A 13,737-nucleotide genomic window follows, 5' to 3' on the forward strand; every position below is an offset into this window, starting at 1 on the left:
CCAGGCATCTGGGGATCCCCTGGGGCGTCGCTTCGCTCCGTCCCTGACGCAGGAAAAGCGGAGTCGCTGCGCTCCCCCGCCGTTACGTGATCATGTGGAGCCATTTTCCTTGCATAGCAAGGAAAAATGCAACCCAATCAGTACACAATGGACATATTTGAGTCCATTGTGTACGAACAAAGAGGACTTAAGCATGGTCGTATGCACATAGTTCGACCCACTTTATGCCCGAACAAAGATCAATATACACGCACAATCTAAGGTTTCTGCTGGTCAAAGCATGTGCGTAGGACGTTTTGGGCAAGGATTACCCACAGGGAAGGGGTGGTGAGGAGCCGAAAAAGGGGTTGTCCACCTGGTGGACAACCCCTTTTCATGAAAACTCATCTACTCGAAACTGAGGTCGTCGATATCGCCGACTTCCCATCCCCCTGGCGGATTCCAGTCGGACCATCCGTGTTCTGCGATTGCGTCTTCGAGAATTCCTGCCGCCGCGTCGTCGTCGCCATTCTCATATGCTTCCGCCATGGCTTCGACCACTTCGCCCGGCAGGTCGAAGGCGACGTCGCGCTTGCGTCCGTAGCCGCCGCCGGCGGATCCCTTGGGTCCTTGGAACGCCTTGAGCTTGACGTTGAGCCCCTCGGTCTTTCCCCTGGCCAGACGGCGACGGGCGGCTGGTTTCATCGCTGCTTGGCGAACCTCGGGACGCTTGGCGAGCGCGTCGAGCTTGGCCTGCGTGCTCGCGCTCGGCTTGCCGCCCTTGCGGATGCGGAGCATGGTTCGCGGGGAGATGCCCACTTCCTGGGCAATTTCTGTCCAGGGTTTCCCGCCGAAGGCCTCTTTTGACGTTTCGAGCACTGCTTTATTGGTCACCTTTTGTGAGCGGCGACCGGTGATGGCTTTTGAAATCGCGTCTTTGGGGTCCATTTATTCGCTCCGCCCGTCGTTGTTCGGGGTGGTCCAAATGCGTTCGATGGCCTTGAATCGCTCCACGGGGTCCGTGACCGATTGCGCCTGCAGGAAGTCGCTCATGGTCGCCGTGCTGGCCCACTTGACGTGTCCGACCGTGTAGGCGGGCGGCGGTTCGAGCTGGAAGCCGCCCTTCACGTTCACCGGCGTCAGCTGTGCGGCGGCGTAGCCGGTCGGCATGGCGTCGTCGCTGGTCACGGCGTAGAAGATGGCGTCACGGCTGATTCCGACGGGATAGCGGCCGGTGGCGGCCGCGGTGTTGCGCGCCTTGCGCCAGATCGAGGTCTGCGCGGTTCCCTTGGTGCCATGGTTCCAGTACGGCAACCACATCGGCGAGCCGGACCGGTACCGCTCGGAATTGAGCTGACCGAGCCCGGCGGCGTAGGTGAGCTTCAGCTCGGTGAGCACGGCGTCGAGGTCGTCGTCGCTTCCGGAGGCCTTGATCTCGTAGATGGCGTCTCGGACCGTGTACGCCCACTTCTGCATGTGCTTGCCCCATGTCGGTTCGCCGGCGTCGGTCCGACCGTCGTAGACCCATGCTTCGAGCACGACGGGGTCTTCGCCTGCCTCGATGAGCGCGTTGAGCGTCGGCATGGTGACCACGAACGGCTCGCCGGTCTGGCGAACGTGGCGGGCTCGGTCGACGCCTGCGTGGAGGTCGAGCAGGTCGGGAAGCAGGGGGTCGGCGAGCGCAGTGGTGATGGGGGCGAGCAGGCAGTAGCCGGGGAGCTTCCGGATTTGCTCGAGGGGCGGGCGGGTCAGGTGGGTGGCGTCGCCCATGCCGACGACGGTTTGCGGGGCGGCGGCGCAGTAGGCGGCGTTGACGTCGATCCCCACGATGTGGGTGCATTTGCGTTCGACGTCGGTCAGCTCACGCCAGTAGCCCCATTCCATCTCTTCCAGCGGCGCCTGGTTGCCGCCCTTGTGCGCGGGGGGCGGCACTTCGGTGACGTCGGCGATCAGGGGGTGCGGCGTGACCGCGCGCAGTTGACGGAGGATGCCGACGCCGGTAGCACCGGCGTTGTAGACCAGCTGGTAGCCGAGCGTGTCGACGTAGACGGTGAGGCGGTAGGCGAGCAGGGAGGCGTCGGTGACGCCGTCGTAAATCGGGTCGGTGGTCCACTGGGGGAAGACGGCGAAGTGGCTACGTCCGCGGCTTCCGGTCTCGCTGATCTTCCAGACCTGCGTGTAGGCCTGCAGGCCACGCTGCCCGACCATCCAGCCGTCATCTTCCAGGGTCTTGACGACGCGCTTCGCGGCGGCGGGCGGCTTTTTGGCATCGGGCTTCTTCTTCGGGATGCCGAGTTTCTGCGCCAGGGCGGGCATGACGACCACCAGACCGGCGTCGTCGCGGACGCCGTTGTCGCGGCTGGTTTTGTGGCCGGGGTGGTGCACTCCCAGGTTCAGGGTCAGTGCCCAGGCCATGAGGTCGGACAGGGTGTCGACGTCGGGGGTGTCGATCGTCGTTGTGCCGTTGATCAGGTAGGCGGCGTCGACGTCGACGACCACGCCAGCGGCGGCATAGCGGCCTTCGGTGGGGCGCATCGGAGAAACGGCTTTCGGTGTGTGTTTGGTCGTCTGCACAGGCTTCTCAGGGCTGGTTTCGGGGTCCTGAGCGGTCGGCTCGGCATGCTCCGAAGCGGGTGTCTCGGTGGTCGACGGGGCATCCTGTTCCGCGGGGAAAAGGGTGGTCTCGTCGTCAGCCGGGTCGGTCGGGGCGGGTGGGACGTCGTCCGGGCGGTTGGGCTGGTCGCCGTCGCCGTCGTCCGGGTACAGCCAGGAGTAGGGCAGTGCCCACACGCGGCGGCGGGCACCGGAGAGGCTTTCCCGCTTCTCGCGGGGTGTGGTGCCGTCCTTGGCGGGCTCGAAGGCATCGGGGTGCGCGGTCGCGAGCTTGGATTTCAGGGCGCGTTGGGTGACGGCGAGCATGTCGTCCTGCGCTTTGCCTTCCGCTTCGCCGACGGCAAAGGCCGTGCCGGGTTCGAGCCAGATGGTTTCGCCGTCGGTCCAGCCGATCGTGGCGCCCTTGGCGTTGGATCCAAAGTCGTTGGTGCTCCAACCGAAGAGGCGGGAGTTAGCCGGTTCGCGACCATCTGGGCTGACCAGGTGTGCGCGGCCGTTCAGCAGTGCCGAGCGGATGAGGTCGGCGAAGCGGTCGGACAGGGAGCGGCCTTCGGTGATGCTGAACTGGACTTCGAGGGTGGTGCGGAACGCGTCCCATGCCTCGTGCCAGCGGCGGCGGGCTTCGTCGCGCTTGACGACGCCGGCGTCGACGACCAGTTCGAGCAGGGCGTGCATTCCGGTAGCGAGTTCGGCGACGGTGTTGCATCGGCCTACGACCATGCCGTCGGTGAGGTCGTGGTCTTTGCCGAGCTGCTTGGCCCACTTCGCGCGTTCGGTTTCGAGCCAGGCCGTGGTCGGCATCCGGGCGGCGGTGCGCTGTGCCAGGGCGGCCGTCAGCGAGGACCGGGCGGCGATCAGTTCGTCGGTGCTCAGCTTGATCAGGTTTTCGATCGCGACGTCGCCGTGGCGGAACGGGACGTAGATGGTGCGGCGCTCGGCTGACTGGACGGTCGGCTGGTCTTCGCCGGTGAGGATGACGAACGCGCGTGGCGGCTTGTCGGCGCGCAGGCCCTTGTCGGTCTCGCGGTTCAGGCGCGCTTTCATCTGGCGGTTGCCGACCGCGCGGATGAGTTCGGCGGCGCGAGCGGCTGAGCGGGCGGCGCCCCGGTCGGGTGCGAGGTCGTCGATGACACAGACGGCGTCGCCGACTTCGTGAAGGATCTGTTCCAGCGCGGGGCCGGTGGCCGCGGCTTCGCCCGCACCGGCGGGCAGGTGGTCGTAACGGGCGGAAGGCATGAAGGCCTGCTGGATCAGGGCGGCGAATCCGGACTTGTAGGTGGCCGGGGGACCGAGCAGGAACAGGCTTGTGCTGCAGGAGCCGAGTACGGCACGGGCGAACGCGGCGATGATCGGGTAGGCGATGCGGTGCGGGAAGTGGTCGGCGATGGTCATCACCGAGTCGTAAGCGGCGCGCAGGTCGTCGCCGGTGGGGATGGTCGGCGGGAGGGTGAAGCCCTGCAGGCGGGGGCTGACCTCCACGCGGGTGCCGAGCAGGGGTCCGTCCTTGCCGATCGCACCACCCGCATGCAGGTAGGCCCATTCGCCGGGGGTGATCTCGCGCCAGCCGAGCAGGCCGTAGGAGGTGACGACCGGGACCGCGCCGGATACGGCGACGATCGCGGACACGACCTTGCCCTTTCCGTGGCTGCGCGGGAACACCAGCGGGAGCGGGATCTGGCCCGCCCACTTCACGGGGTCCTCGAACTCCTTGTTGGACAACGACCGAAGCGTGTGCGTCTGGCCATCCTTCGACACCTCGAGGTCGATCCGCGGTTCGGCATCGACGCCCGGTCCGAGGTCGCGCACGATCTTGCAGAGGATCCGGGCTTCGGCGTTGAGCAGTTCGGTCCGGGTGATCGAGTCGCGGGTTTCCTTCACCTGGACCAGGGCACCGTCGAACAGTTCGTACTGGTCGCGGACGTAGATCTGCTTCTTCTGGCCGTCCGGCGGGTTGCCGCCGCCACCGCCGCCGCCCTTGCGCTGTTTTCCGGTGCCGCGGTTCGGGAACTGCAGGACGTCGGCGTCGGTGTCGTCGGTGGTCGACTGGCCTGAGCTGGCGGGGGCGGAGGCTGCCCACTTGGCCAGGATCGTGTCGGGGACGCGCTGTTCGGGGACGATCTCGACGGCATCGGCAGGGGCGTGTCCGGCGGCCAGGTGGTCGAAGGCGTCCTTTCCGGCGGCGGCTTCGACCACGCGGACGCTGGCGGCGACGTCGGCGAGCTGGTCGCGCACGTACATGGCGTGCCGGTAGCCCTGGTATCCACGTTCGGGGCTCTTCTTGTCCGGGCCGTCGCGGTCGGCCCAGATGACGACGTGGGCGCCGGTCAGCACGGCGACGTGCTCGGTGATCGGCGCCTTCGGGACTCCCTGCTGAGTCAGGGTGGAGCCATTGGGCACGGTGGTGCCGACTTCGCCTGCTTCGATCAGGGCGTCGGCGTCCTTCTCGCCTTCGGCCAGGTGCACGGTGCGGCCTTCGGCGACGGCCTGCAGGACCAGCGGGAGCTGGTAGAGGGGGCACGGCTTCGGCTGGCCGCCGATGCGGCGCCCGGTCGAGCTGAGCTTCTGCCAACGGAATTGCTTGCCCTCGAAGCGGCGCATCCAGCCGATGACGGCGCCGTCGGCGTCGGCGTACGGGTACTCGGCTTCGAGCGGGCCGAGCGGTTCCGGCTCGCGGGTGGCTGTGCGTTTGGTCGTTCGCACAGGCTTCGACGGGCGGGCAGCAGCCCGCGGGGAAGGGGTGGTCGAGCGGGAGGAAAACGGCTCGGTGTCGTAGGTGTCGCTCAGGCGCAGGCCGATCGCGTCGACGACGTCGCGGGCGTCGCATCCGGCGGCGTGGCACCGGACCAGCGTCATGCCGCCCTTGCGCGGGTTGTTGGTCCAGTCGACCGTGAGCGAAGGATTGCGGTCATCGTGCGCGGGACAGCGAGCGTCCGCGTGGCGGCGCTCGCCCTGCAGCCGGGTGACCCGGTCTCCGAGGGCGTCGATGACACGGTCGAAGCTCGAGCCGTCGGCGCGGGGGGCGGGGGCGCTCACCGGCCACCACCGCGTGTCGACGGCGGCTTCGTGCCGCTCAGGGTGATCACGTGCTACGGTCCTCTCGTTCCGGTTCCTTGGACGGGTCCGGGTACGACAAAGCCCTTGGCGGGGCTTTCACAGGTGAACAGCGGGGTTGGCGGCCCCACCGACTTAGAGAGACCCGGAATCCAGTTGGCGCTGGAGCCGGGTTTTTCGTTTTTCTACGGGTCAGACATGCGCGAAGCCTCCCACAGGCCATGATCGAGGTGGCGGACCGCCACGCGGTCAGGATCACAGCCACGGCGAACGGTCTTCCCGGTACATCCGCCGAAGTGCTTCCAGCTGACGGAAACGCAGCTTGCCGTGCGTGGTGAGCCACAGCGCCGTCGTCATGATCAATCGCCAGTGGACAGACACCAGAAGATCCACTTCGGCCAGCGTCGTCGTCGGAATCTCTTCTACGCGCAGGTATTGCAGCGCGTGCTCGTGGTCCAGGTGGCTGTCGGCGACGGCCAGGATCGTGCGGGTGTCCTTGCCCAGGTAGCGCGCTTCGGCGGCCGGACCGGCGAGCGCGGCGCGCGCGCAGAGTAGCCGGTCGGACGTCCAGCGGGTCAGCGGCCGGACAGTGCCGTCGCCGTCATCGGTGATCCGGACGCTTTGGATCCGGCGGCCCGCGGCGAGCCACGGAGCGGTGTGGCCCGCTTCGTGGATCGCCACGAGAAACCGCGCGGTGTGCAGCATCAGCAGTGCTCCAGCATCAGGGTCAGGGCGTTCTTTTCCGCGCCGGTGATGGTGAGTCGGTAGTGCGCCTTCACCGCGATCCAGTCCGACGCGTAGCGGCACCAGGCGGCCACCGACGGGGGCTTCCATTGGTCGGGCGCCTTGTCGCCCTTGGCCTGGTTGACGTTGTCGGTCACGGTGAGCAGTTCCGGGCGCTGCAGGTCGTTCGCGAAGGCCTCGCGCTGCGCCTGCGTCCAGCTGGCTGCGCCGCTCATCCACGCGTGCTTGCGGGGCACGACGTGGTCGACGTCGACGTCGCCCGGCGCGGTCCAGGACTCGCCGTCGTACGGGCTGGTCCAGCGGCCGGAAACCGGCCTGCATTCGCCGTCGACCTTGACGTCCTTGCCGTCGCGGATGAGCGTGGCTTCGCGGGTGTCGCAGCCCTTCCCCGCGGTCGGCTGCTTGGACCAGTGCGGGAAGGACTTCTTCGAGTAGCCGTCGCCGGTGGTGCGGGCGGCGACCTGCAGCTGGTTGAGCAGGCGGGCAGAGTCGCCGGCGGATGCCGCGTGCGCGACCGGGGCGGCGGGGGTGCATCCGGCCGGTGTCATCGCGGCCGGGAGTGCGGCGGCGAGCAGACCGGCGAGTAGGAGTCGCGTGGTCATCGGGTTCACACTCCCCCGGTCGCGTGGTCGTGGGCGCAGTCCGGGCAGATCCAGTGCGCCTGGTCGTGTCCGCGCCAGCCCGCATTCCACGCAGCCTCTTGAAGTGCGGCGCGGGTGGCCACGGCTGGCAGGACGTAGTCCCAGTCGTCAAGGAAGAACGAGTCCTTGTCGGTGCACGCGATCGAGGCGCATCGCAGTGCCCACCCCGGAGAGTCGGTGTCGCGATGGATGACAGCCGTCGGGCACAGCGCCCCGTCCGGGTCGGTGACCGCATCCTCAGCGAGAGCGGCGGCGGCCTCGTAGGTGTCGAAGCCCGTCGGATACAGCTCCCCGCGATGGCAGATTCGCCACAGCGGCGGCCATTCCACCCATGAGGTGCGCGCATACACCAGCGGGCAACCCTTCTCGCGGGCGTCGATGAGCGCGAAGTACAGCGCGTGGAACGCCTCACTCGCGGCAGGGTCGGCCTGCAGTTCGGCGGCGGGCCGGTCCCAGTTCACTCCGACCTGGTCCAGCCAGAGCAGCGCTTCGCGGGTATGCAGAAGGCTTGCCGGGGACGAAATCCGCGCCCCGGAGGCGGCGTGGGTCAAGCACCACAACCCGTTGTAGCGCAGCACCTGCCCGGAGGTGTGCGGGGTGATCACCAGCCCCGGCGTGTCGGTGCGTTCACCGACGGCGGGAACGAGCCCGTTGGAATGCGCGGTGGCCAGCTCCATCAGGGCGGTCTCGGCCGCGGGGATGGGGTGACGCGGGAACGGGTCACGGGCTCTGGGCTTCGTCCGGGCCGACGTGGGCACACAAGGGCGTTCGGCGGGCAGCAGTCGCGTGGTCATGACGACGTCCTTCCGGTGAGCGGGATGGCGGCGAGCAGGTCAAGCTGGTCGGCGACCGGGATGTGCAGGTCGGCGTCGCTGCCGTTGCGGCGGACCCGCTTACGACGGCGGGACCGGGCGGGCATGGTCGGCGGGTGCGGGAAGTCGTGCATGCACGCCGGGCAGAAGATGATCGTCGTGCCGTCGGTCGCGGCCGGGACGCCGTCCGGGCGGTCGGCGTTGAAGGCGTCGAGCAGGCTCTTCTCGGTGGGGTAGATGAAGGTGCATTCGAGGCAGCGCTGGTAGTTCGTGTCGGCGGTCATCGCGCGGGTACCTCCCCGCGGCTCGCTGCCTGCCGCATCCGCTCGGCGGTCTCGTGGGCGACGTGCGGACCGTGATCCACGAAGATCTCCTGCAGTTCCTCCTGCTGAGCCTCCGTCAGCTCGCCGTTGCCCACCTCCTGGTCGATGGCTTCCAGCCACGCGGCGCCGATTCCGAGCGCGTACGCCAGTTCCGCGCGCAGGCGGCGCAGGTCGTTCTGCGCGAACGTTTCGGCCATGTGCAGCATGAGCAGCTGGCGCCAGCTGAGGTTTCCGGACGCGGCGGCCTCGTGTGCTCGGGTGCGCGCCTGGTCGGCCAGGCCGCGGTCGGTGCCGCGCCCGGTGCCGTGCGGGTACTTCTGCTCGCCGTAGCTGGCGCGCTGGTCGAACAGCGCTTCCTGGATGGCGTGGATGGATGGGCGAATGGTCGTACGCACAGGGTTCGTGGTGGTCATTCGTGGTCTCCTGATTCGATGCGGTTGGACCGTGGCGAGTAGCGGGAATGCGCGGGAGGCGGGCTAGATGATCGTGACGAGCGAGCCGAGTTCGTAGCGGACGTCGCGGGCGCGGTCGGTGGTGACGAACACGGCGTTCGGCTCGCGGTCGTGGTCGACACCATGGACGCGGTCCGCCCGACCGTCGGCCTGAACGATCTGCTCGCCGGACGCGACGTTCTCGATCCTGCGCTGAGTGGTCATGGTCAATCACCTTTCAATCACTGTGCGTCTGGTCGAACACACATGATTTGCCTTGCTGAACGTCGGTTGTGGATCGCTGTGGCGTCCGCGCGGCGGCGGCTAGAGCGTGATGGGGTCGCTGGTCGTCGGCGGCAGGGCGGGCGTGTGGCCCGCGTAGATCTCGTGGGGGTCGAAGGTCAGGCCGTGGGCGACCATCGCTTCCCGCACGGCGGCGAGCGCGGCGTCCCATCCCTGTTCCCACCGGTCTCCGGTGACGAAGACGACTTCGTCGGCGAACAGTGCCGCTTCGTCCAGCGCCGCGTGGATCAGGGCGTCGGTCGACGGGTCGACTTCCGCGCCGGTGGACAGCCAGGTCGGGTGGGCGGCGGTGGTGTAGCCGTTGTCCCATTCGACGATCACGCGGCCGTCCGGGCGGGTGGCGCGCGCGATGCCCCACTCGCCCTTTTTCACCAGGCGGCGGAACAGGCCGCCGTGGCGCCGGTTTGCCCACACCATCCGGCCGAAGTCGAAGGCGGCGTACTCGGTCATGATCTCGTTCCTTCCGATCACTGTGCGTCTGGTCGAACGCACATGGTTTGACTGGCGACTTCACTCCCCGCGGGGAGAGGGGTCAGGGCTGAGTGCGGCGGCGGCGCGCTTCCTGGCGGCGTGACTCCCATGCTTCGTCCTGCATCCGGCTGAGCTTCTGGAACGCATTCCAGTTCCGGGTCATCTCGCTGGCCGGTTCATTCGACTTCGCCGGGGCCGGATGAACGATCCCCGGACGGCGAGCCTTGCCGGTGGGTCGCGTCGACGGCGGACGGCGCCGCGTCGACGGCGGGCGCGGGGACGGCGTCGAAGCAGCTCGCTTGCTCCCGCCGATGAGCAGGCCGCCGGTGATGAGGGCGAGCAGGATGGACAAGATCGTGGTGATGACGCCGGTGAGCGACCAGGCGAGCCCGGCGGCGATGGTCGCCGTCCCGCCGATCGCACAACCGACGGCCATCGCCCGACGCTTGCTGGCGGCGTAGCGTCCGGCGCGACCGAGGCGCTTCGCGCCGTCGCGGGCGAGCATGGCGCCCTGCTTCCCGCGCTTGCGGATCACCGTGCCGCCCTTCCGTGCGGCCACGCTCGCGCGGGCCAAGGCCTCTTGCCTTCGGTCCTTCGCCTCGACCTTGACCCGCGCGCGGCGGTGGTTCTCGACCGGCGACCGGACGCCGCTGTCGGTCGCGGCCGCCGGGGCGTAGCTGCGGTCGTGGCTGTGCACGGTCACCTTCGTGCCGTTGGCCAGCAGCCGCGTGTGCTCCTCGACCTTGGCTCGTCCGAGTCTGGCCATCACGCCTCCTTCCTCTTGCGCTTTTCCTGCCGTGATTCGCGGTCTTCGGCGCGCTGGCGGGACCAGTCGCGCAATTCGATCTCAGACCAACAAGGCTGGTTCTTGTAGCGTCCTTCGCCCGGAATCGGGTACAGCTCGCGCAGGCGCCGGAAATTGCGTACGGTGAGCCCACAGAATTCCGCTCCTGCTTTGAGACCGGCGATTGTTTTGATTTCCACCGAAGGGGGCTCTTCGTCCTCTTGACCCGCTTCTTCGGAGGCGTCATCATCGATTTCGTCGTAAATATCGTCGTCGTCGCCTGCCGAATTCTTCTTCTTTCGCGGGCGGGTAGAGCCTGCGGTCTCATCTGCCACCTGACACGCCAAAGTGGCAGGTGACGGTACCGGGATGCCACCCAGGAGAAGTTGACCATCAGACGTGACGTGACCATGCTTCTGAAGTGCGGAAACGCCCCGAATTGCGATGTCACGTAGCGCCGTCGGATTGTTCTTCGTCTCGATAATAGCGCCCTGGATAAGGAACGGGTCGCCCTGCGCGACCATCATCACGCCAGCGCCAACCTGCCCAGGGACGTCCGGTTTGGCCACTCCGTGACCGGCAATGGTGTACCACGCGCTATTTTCTCGTGTATTTCCCAGGACGATTCGCTGACCGCACAATGCGCGGGTTTTCGTTCCGGCGGGCAATTCGTCCGCATTCGACGACTGATTCGCCGAAACCGTGAGACAGCGGGCTTCGGCGCCCATGCGCATCAGCGTGTGCCACAGCTCGCGCGCCGGGGTGTCGCCCTTGTAGCCGTCGGGCTTGCGGTGCTGCCACTCCCGGTCGCAGAAGTCGAAGAGCACGCCCAGCTCATCGGCCACGACCAGGATGGTCGGGAACTGGATGCGGTCGTCGAGGATGTCGCGGTCGAAACTGGTCGCGTCCGCCTCGTAGCGGCGCTGCATCTCGTTGACGACCAGAGTCAGCACGCCTTCGTACATCCGGGCGGCGATCATCGGATCCTTGTCGGCGAAGACGCGCACGTGCGGGACGTCGCGGAACTGCTTGCCGAAGCGCAGCTTCGGGTCCAGGACCAGCACGATCAGGCCCTTTTCGCCCGCGGCCGCGCAGATGACGCGTTCCAGGGTGGTCTTGCCGGACTGCGAGCCGCCCACGATCAGGACGTGCGGGTTTTCCATGCCTGACCAGCGCAGTTTCACCCACTGGCCGTGGGAGTCGGCGCCGATGCGGACCGAGTCGGTGTCGACGGCGTTCGACGTCGACGGGGGGATGGGGAAGTCGCGAAGAGCGGTCATGGTCAGTTCACCTCCGGATGAGCGGGCAGGGGCGGGGGCGTGGGCAGGGGAGTGGGCACAGGCGGGGCGTAGGAGTCCCAATCGACGCGCTTGGGCGGCTTCGGCGCCGGCGCCTTGCGGGTCAGCACGACGGCGCGCTCGCGCTCACCGCGCTCGGTGCGGACGGACCAGTCGCCGGTGAAGTTCTGGTTCACCACGCGCTTGAGGTCGTCGGCGAACGGGGTGTCGTCGACACAGTCGTCGGGCAGGCGCACCCGCACCTTCGCGCCGGGGGAGAGGTCGTTGGGCACGGTGAGCCAGTTGTCGGCAAGGTCGTCGGGCGACACCCCGAGCACCGCGGCGACGGCAGGCCAGATGCGGGGTTCGGCGGGGCGGCGGCGCAGGTAGACCAGACGCGCGGCGTAGTCGACGTCGCCGATGTGGCGGGCGCCGAATCGCTGGGTGAACAGCTGCATCAGGTCTTGGACGCGTCGTTCGTCGTCAGCGTCCGCCGCGCGCAGGCCCACCACGATGCGGGCATCGGGGGCGGGGTCCTCGGTGGCCATAGTGCGGGGGATGTCCAGCCAGCGCGACGGGGGCTCTTCGGCGGGCACGCCGATGATGCCGGCGACCGCGGGCCACACGGGGCGCAGCAGGGTCTTCTCGTGGCGGACTTCCTGCCAGCGGCGGTAGCTGCGGTATCCCACAACAACAATCGCCAGGCCGAGCGCGACGTAGGCGAGCGTCGGGTGGCTGAACCACAACACGGCGAGCGAGAGCAGGGCGAGCCGGGCGACGGCCCGCACGATGCCGCGCTGGTTGCCCCACCAGGAGCCGCGGGTGTTGTAGGCAGTGCGGAAGAAGGTGGCGTCGGTGGTGCGGCCGCCACCGATCAGGTTGCGGCCCGACAGCACGCGGAACACCAGGCGCGGGATGCCGACCACAACCGCCACGAGAAGGGTGAGCTTCCAGTGACGCAGGTCGTACACCAGGCCGCCGATGCGGCCAGTGGTGAGCTGGTTGCGGGTGCGGGCCATGGTGGGTCAGTCCTTCGCGGTCTCGATCATCGCGGTCACGGCGGCGTCCCTGCGCTCGCGGCGCAGGGCACGCAGGTTGCGCTCGGTGACGCCGCCCCAGATGCCGTAGCGCTGGTCGGTGGTGAGCGCGTATTCGAGGCATTCGGCCTGGACAGGGCAGAGGCTGCAGATCGTCTTCGCGTTGCGGACCGAGCCGCCCTTCTCCGGGAAGAAGGCTTCCGGGTCGGTCTGGTTGCAGATGGCGTCTTCCTGCCAGGACGTCGTCGTGGTCATCGGGTGCCTCCGGTGGTGTCGGCCAGGGCGGCGGCCCCGGCGGTGGTGAGCAGGGCGGGAACGTGCGAGCCGCGGCGGCCAGTGGTGGCCGGGCAGATGAATCCGGCGTGCGCGAGGGCGTGCGCGGCGAGCTGGTCGCAGCAGAAGAGACCGTCGACGAACAGGTCGGGTTCGCTGCTCAGGGCGATGTCGACGCGGCCGTCGGCGACGGCGCGCAGGATCGCGCGGTCGCGGCCGCTGAGGGCGGTCAGGGCGGCGGTCATCACGCACGCGCCTTCGGGACGAACGCGGCCGGGACCAGCTCGACCAGGGCTTCGACCAGTTCGGCCAGCGGCGCCTCGAGGGCGCGCACGGTGGTGGGGTCGTCGACGACCGTGGCCAGCTGGCCGACGGCGGTGATGAGTTCGTCGACCTCGTCGGCCAGGTTGAGCAGGTCGCGCGGGGCGGGGGTGGCGGTGGTGAGGTCGTCCAGCTCGACGTGCAAGGCGCCCAGGCGGCGGGCCAGCAGCGAGCCGGGCATGGTGTCGGCCAGGGTGTCGTCGTGCTCGATCATCGCGGCGAGTTCGTCGACCATGCGGGCGTAGGTGTCGGCGACGTCGGTGATCGGGTCGGTGCTGTAGAGGGCGGTCACGGCGCTGATGGGGGCTGCGGTCGTCATCTCGGTAGTCCTTCGCTTGCGTGTGCGTTTGGTCGTTCGCACAGGGTTTGGGCTGGTGTGGTGTGGGGGTCGCGGTGTCCGCGGCTACGCGGTGCGGGCGATCGCCGCGTCGACCAAGGTCGTGGCCGTGTCGCGGGCGGTGTTGGCCTGGTCGGTCATCCCGACCGCGTCGAGGGCTTTGGCGACCTTGAGCAGCCAGGTGATGCGGCTTGACATGGCGTCCGTGGATCCGGGGCGGGTCTTGAGCACGGTGTGCAGAGCGTCGATCGCGCCGTCGGTCGCGACGGGGGCCGGAAGGAGGTCTGCGGGCGTGAGGGGAAGGTTGGCGGTGGTCATGGCTGCAAGTCCTTTCGGCTGG

At 68.2% G+C, this 13,737-nt stretch carries 16 protein-coding genes; all 16 read right to left on the reverse strand.

All coding sequences use genetic code 11. The annotated features are described in order from the left end of the window. Window positions 1-387: 387 nt before the first annotated feature. Window positions 388-927, reverse strand: a complete 540-nt coding sequence (locus AC069H_RS42095) for a hypothetical protein (RefSeq protein WP_478236071.1) — start codon at window positions 925-927, stop codon at window positions 388-390. After that, on the reverse strand, window positions 928-5,625 hold the full coding sequence (locus AC069H_RS42100; protein WP_478236072.1) for a hypothetical protein: 4,698 nt from the start codon (window positions 5,623-5,625) through the stop codon (window positions 928-930). It lies immediately after the preceding gene. 273 nt (window positions 5,626-5,898) lie between these two features. Further along, window positions 5,899-6,348 (reverse strand): hypothetical protein, encoded by a 450-nt coding sequence (locus tag AC069H_RS42105; protein WP_478236073.1) that lies wholly within the window; start codon window positions 6,346-6,348, stop codon window positions 5,899-5,901. After that, on the reverse strand, window positions 6,348-6,989 hold the full coding sequence (locus AC069H_RS42110; protein WP_478236074.1) for an HNH endonuclease family protein: 642 nt from the start codon (window positions 6,987-6,989) through the stop codon (window positions 6,348-6,350). The genes AC069H_RS42105 and AC069H_RS42110 overlap by 1 nt, the downstream gene beginning before the upstream one ends. Window positions 6,990-6,994: 5 nt before the next feature. Next, window positions 6,995-7,822, reverse strand: a complete 828-nt coding sequence (locus tag AC069H_RS42115; RefSeq protein WP_478236075.1) for a hypothetical protein — start codon at window positions 7,820-7,822, stop codon at window positions 6,995-6,997. After that, entirely contained in the window at window positions 7,819-8,124 is a 306-nt protein-coding gene (locus AC069H_RS42120) for a hypothetical protein (protein WP_478236076.1), read from the reverse strand. Before AC069H_RS42120 ends, AC069H_RS42115 begins: the two co-directional genes overlap by 4 nt. Next, a complete protein-coding gene (locus tag AC069H_RS42125; protein ID WP_478236077.1) occupies window positions 8,121-8,576 on the reverse strand; it encodes a hypothetical protein in 456 nt (151 codons plus the stop codon). Before AC069H_RS42125 ends, AC069H_RS42120 begins: the two co-directional genes overlap by 4 nt. A gap of 63 nt (window positions 8,577-8,639) precedes the next feature. Further along, window positions 8,640-8,819: a hypothetical protein gene (locus AC069H_RS42130; protein ID WP_478236078.1), complete on the reverse strand. Its 180-nt coding sequence runs from the start codon at window positions 8,817-8,819 to the stop codon at window positions 8,640-8,642. Between the two features lie 99 nt (window positions 8,820-8,918). Continuing rightward, window positions 8,919-9,347, reverse strand: coding sequence for a hypothetical protein (locus AC069H_RS42135; protein WP_478236079.1), 429 nt, complete (start codon window positions 9,345-9,347; stop codon window positions 8,919-8,921). Between the two features lie 82 nt (window positions 9,348-9,429). Next, a complete protein-coding gene (locus tag AC069H_RS42140; protein WP_478236080.1) occupies window positions 9,430-10,134 on the reverse strand; it encodes a hypothetical protein in 705 nt (234 codons plus the stop codon). After that, on the reverse strand, window positions 10,134-11,432 hold the full coding sequence (locus AC069H_RS42145; protein ID WP_478236081.1) for an FtsK/SpoIIIE domain-containing protein: 1,299 nt from the start codon (window positions 11,430-11,432) through the stop codon (window positions 10,134-10,136). The genes AC069H_RS42140 and AC069H_RS42145 overlap by 1 nt, the downstream gene beginning before the upstream one ends. 2 nt (window positions 11,433-11,434) lie before the next feature. Beyond that, entirely contained in the window at window positions 11,435-12,448 is a 1,014-nt protein-coding gene (locus AC069H_RS42150) for a hypothetical protein (RefSeq protein WP_478236082.1), read from the reverse strand. 6 nt (window positions 12,449-12,454) lie between these two features. Then, window positions 12,455-12,721, reverse strand: a complete 267-nt coding sequence (locus tag AC069H_RS42155) for a WhiB family transcriptional regulator (protein WP_478236083.1) — start codon at window positions 12,719-12,721, stop codon at window positions 12,455-12,457. Then, a complete protein-coding gene (locus AC069H_RS42160; protein WP_478236084.1) occupies window positions 12,718-12,984 on the reverse strand; it encodes a hypothetical protein in 267 nt (88 codons plus the stop codon). Before AC069H_RS42160 ends, AC069H_RS42155 begins: the two co-directional genes overlap by 4 nt. Further along, window positions 12,984-13,379, reverse strand: coding sequence for a hypothetical protein (locus AC069H_RS42165; protein ID WP_478236085.1), 396 nt, complete (start codon window positions 13,377-13,379; stop codon window positions 12,984-12,986). Before AC069H_RS42165 ends, AC069H_RS42160 begins: the two co-directional genes overlap by 1 nt. A gap of 84 nt (window positions 13,380-13,463) precedes the next feature. Next, window positions 13,464-13,715: a hypothetical protein gene (locus AC069H_RS42170; protein WP_478236086.1), complete on the reverse strand. Its 252-nt coding sequence runs from the start codon at window positions 13,713-13,715 to the stop codon at window positions 13,464-13,466. Window positions 13,716-13,737: the final 22 nt, after the last annotated feature.

This window comes from Amycolatopsis sp. NPDC043887 (assembly GCF_056435665.1).

Excerpts from the sequence above, each read along its gene's own strand:
- AC069H_RS42095 (WP_478236071.1), bottom strand. The coding sequence starts at position 927 with ATGGACCCCAAAGACGCGATTTCAAAAGCCATCACCGGTCGCCGCTCA.
- AC069H_RS42105 (WP_478236073.1), bottom strand. The coding sequence starts at position 6,348 with ATGCTGCACACCGCGCGGTTTCTCGTGGCGATCCACGAAGCGGGCCAC.
- AC069H_RS42110 (WP_478236074.1), bottom strand. The coding sequence starts at position 6,989 with ATGACCACGCGACTCCTACTCGCCGGTCTGCTCGCCGCCGCACTCCCG.
- AC069H_RS42115 (WP_478236075.1), bottom strand. The coding sequence starts at position 7,822 with ATGACCACGCGACTGCTGCCCGCCGAACGCCCTTGTGTGCCCACGTCG.
- AC069H_RS42120 (WP_478236076.1), bottom strand. The coding sequence starts at position 8,124 with ATGACCGCCGACACGAACTACCAGCGCTGCCTCGAATGCACCTTCATC.
- AC069H_RS42125 (WP_478236077.1), bottom strand. The coding sequence starts at position 8,576 with ATGACCACCACGAACCCTGTGCGTACGACCATTCGCCCATCCATCCAC.
- AC069H_RS42130 (WP_478236078.1), bottom strand. The coding sequence starts at position 8,819 with ATGACCACTCAGCGCAGGATCGAGAACGTCGCGTCCGGCGAGCAGATC.
- AC069H_RS42135 (WP_478236079.1), bottom strand. The coding sequence starts at position 9,347 with ATGACCGAGTACGCCGCCTTCGACTTCGGCCGGATGGTGTGGGCAAAC.
- AC069H_RS42140 (WP_478236080.1), bottom strand. The coding sequence starts at position 10,134 with ATGGCCAGACTCGGACGAGCCAAGGTCGAGGAGCACACGCGGCTGCTG.
- AC069H_RS42145 (WP_478236081.1), bottom strand. The coding sequence starts at position 11,432 with ATGACCGCTCTTCGCGACTTCCCCATCCCCCCGTCGACGTCGAACGCC.
- AC069H_RS42150 (WP_478236082.1), bottom strand. The coding sequence starts at position 12,448 with ATGGCCCGCACCCGCAACCAGCTCACCACTGGCCGCATCGGCGGCCTG.
- AC069H_RS42155 (WP_478236083.1), bottom strand. The coding sequence starts at position 12,721 with ATGACCACGACGACGTCCTGGCAGGAAGACGCCATCTGCAACCAGACC.
- AC069H_RS42160 (WP_478236084.1), bottom strand. The coding sequence starts at position 12,984 with ATGACCGCCGCCCTGACCGCCCTCAGCGGCCGCGACCGCGCGATCCTG.
- AC069H_RS42165 (WP_478236085.1), bottom strand. The coding sequence starts at position 13,379 with ATGACGACCGCAGCCCCCATCAGCGCCGTGACCGCCCTCTACAGCACC.
- AC069H_RS42170 (WP_478236086.1), bottom strand. The coding sequence starts at position 13,715 with ATGACCACCGCCAACCTTCCCCTCACGCCCGCAGACCTCCTTCCGGCC.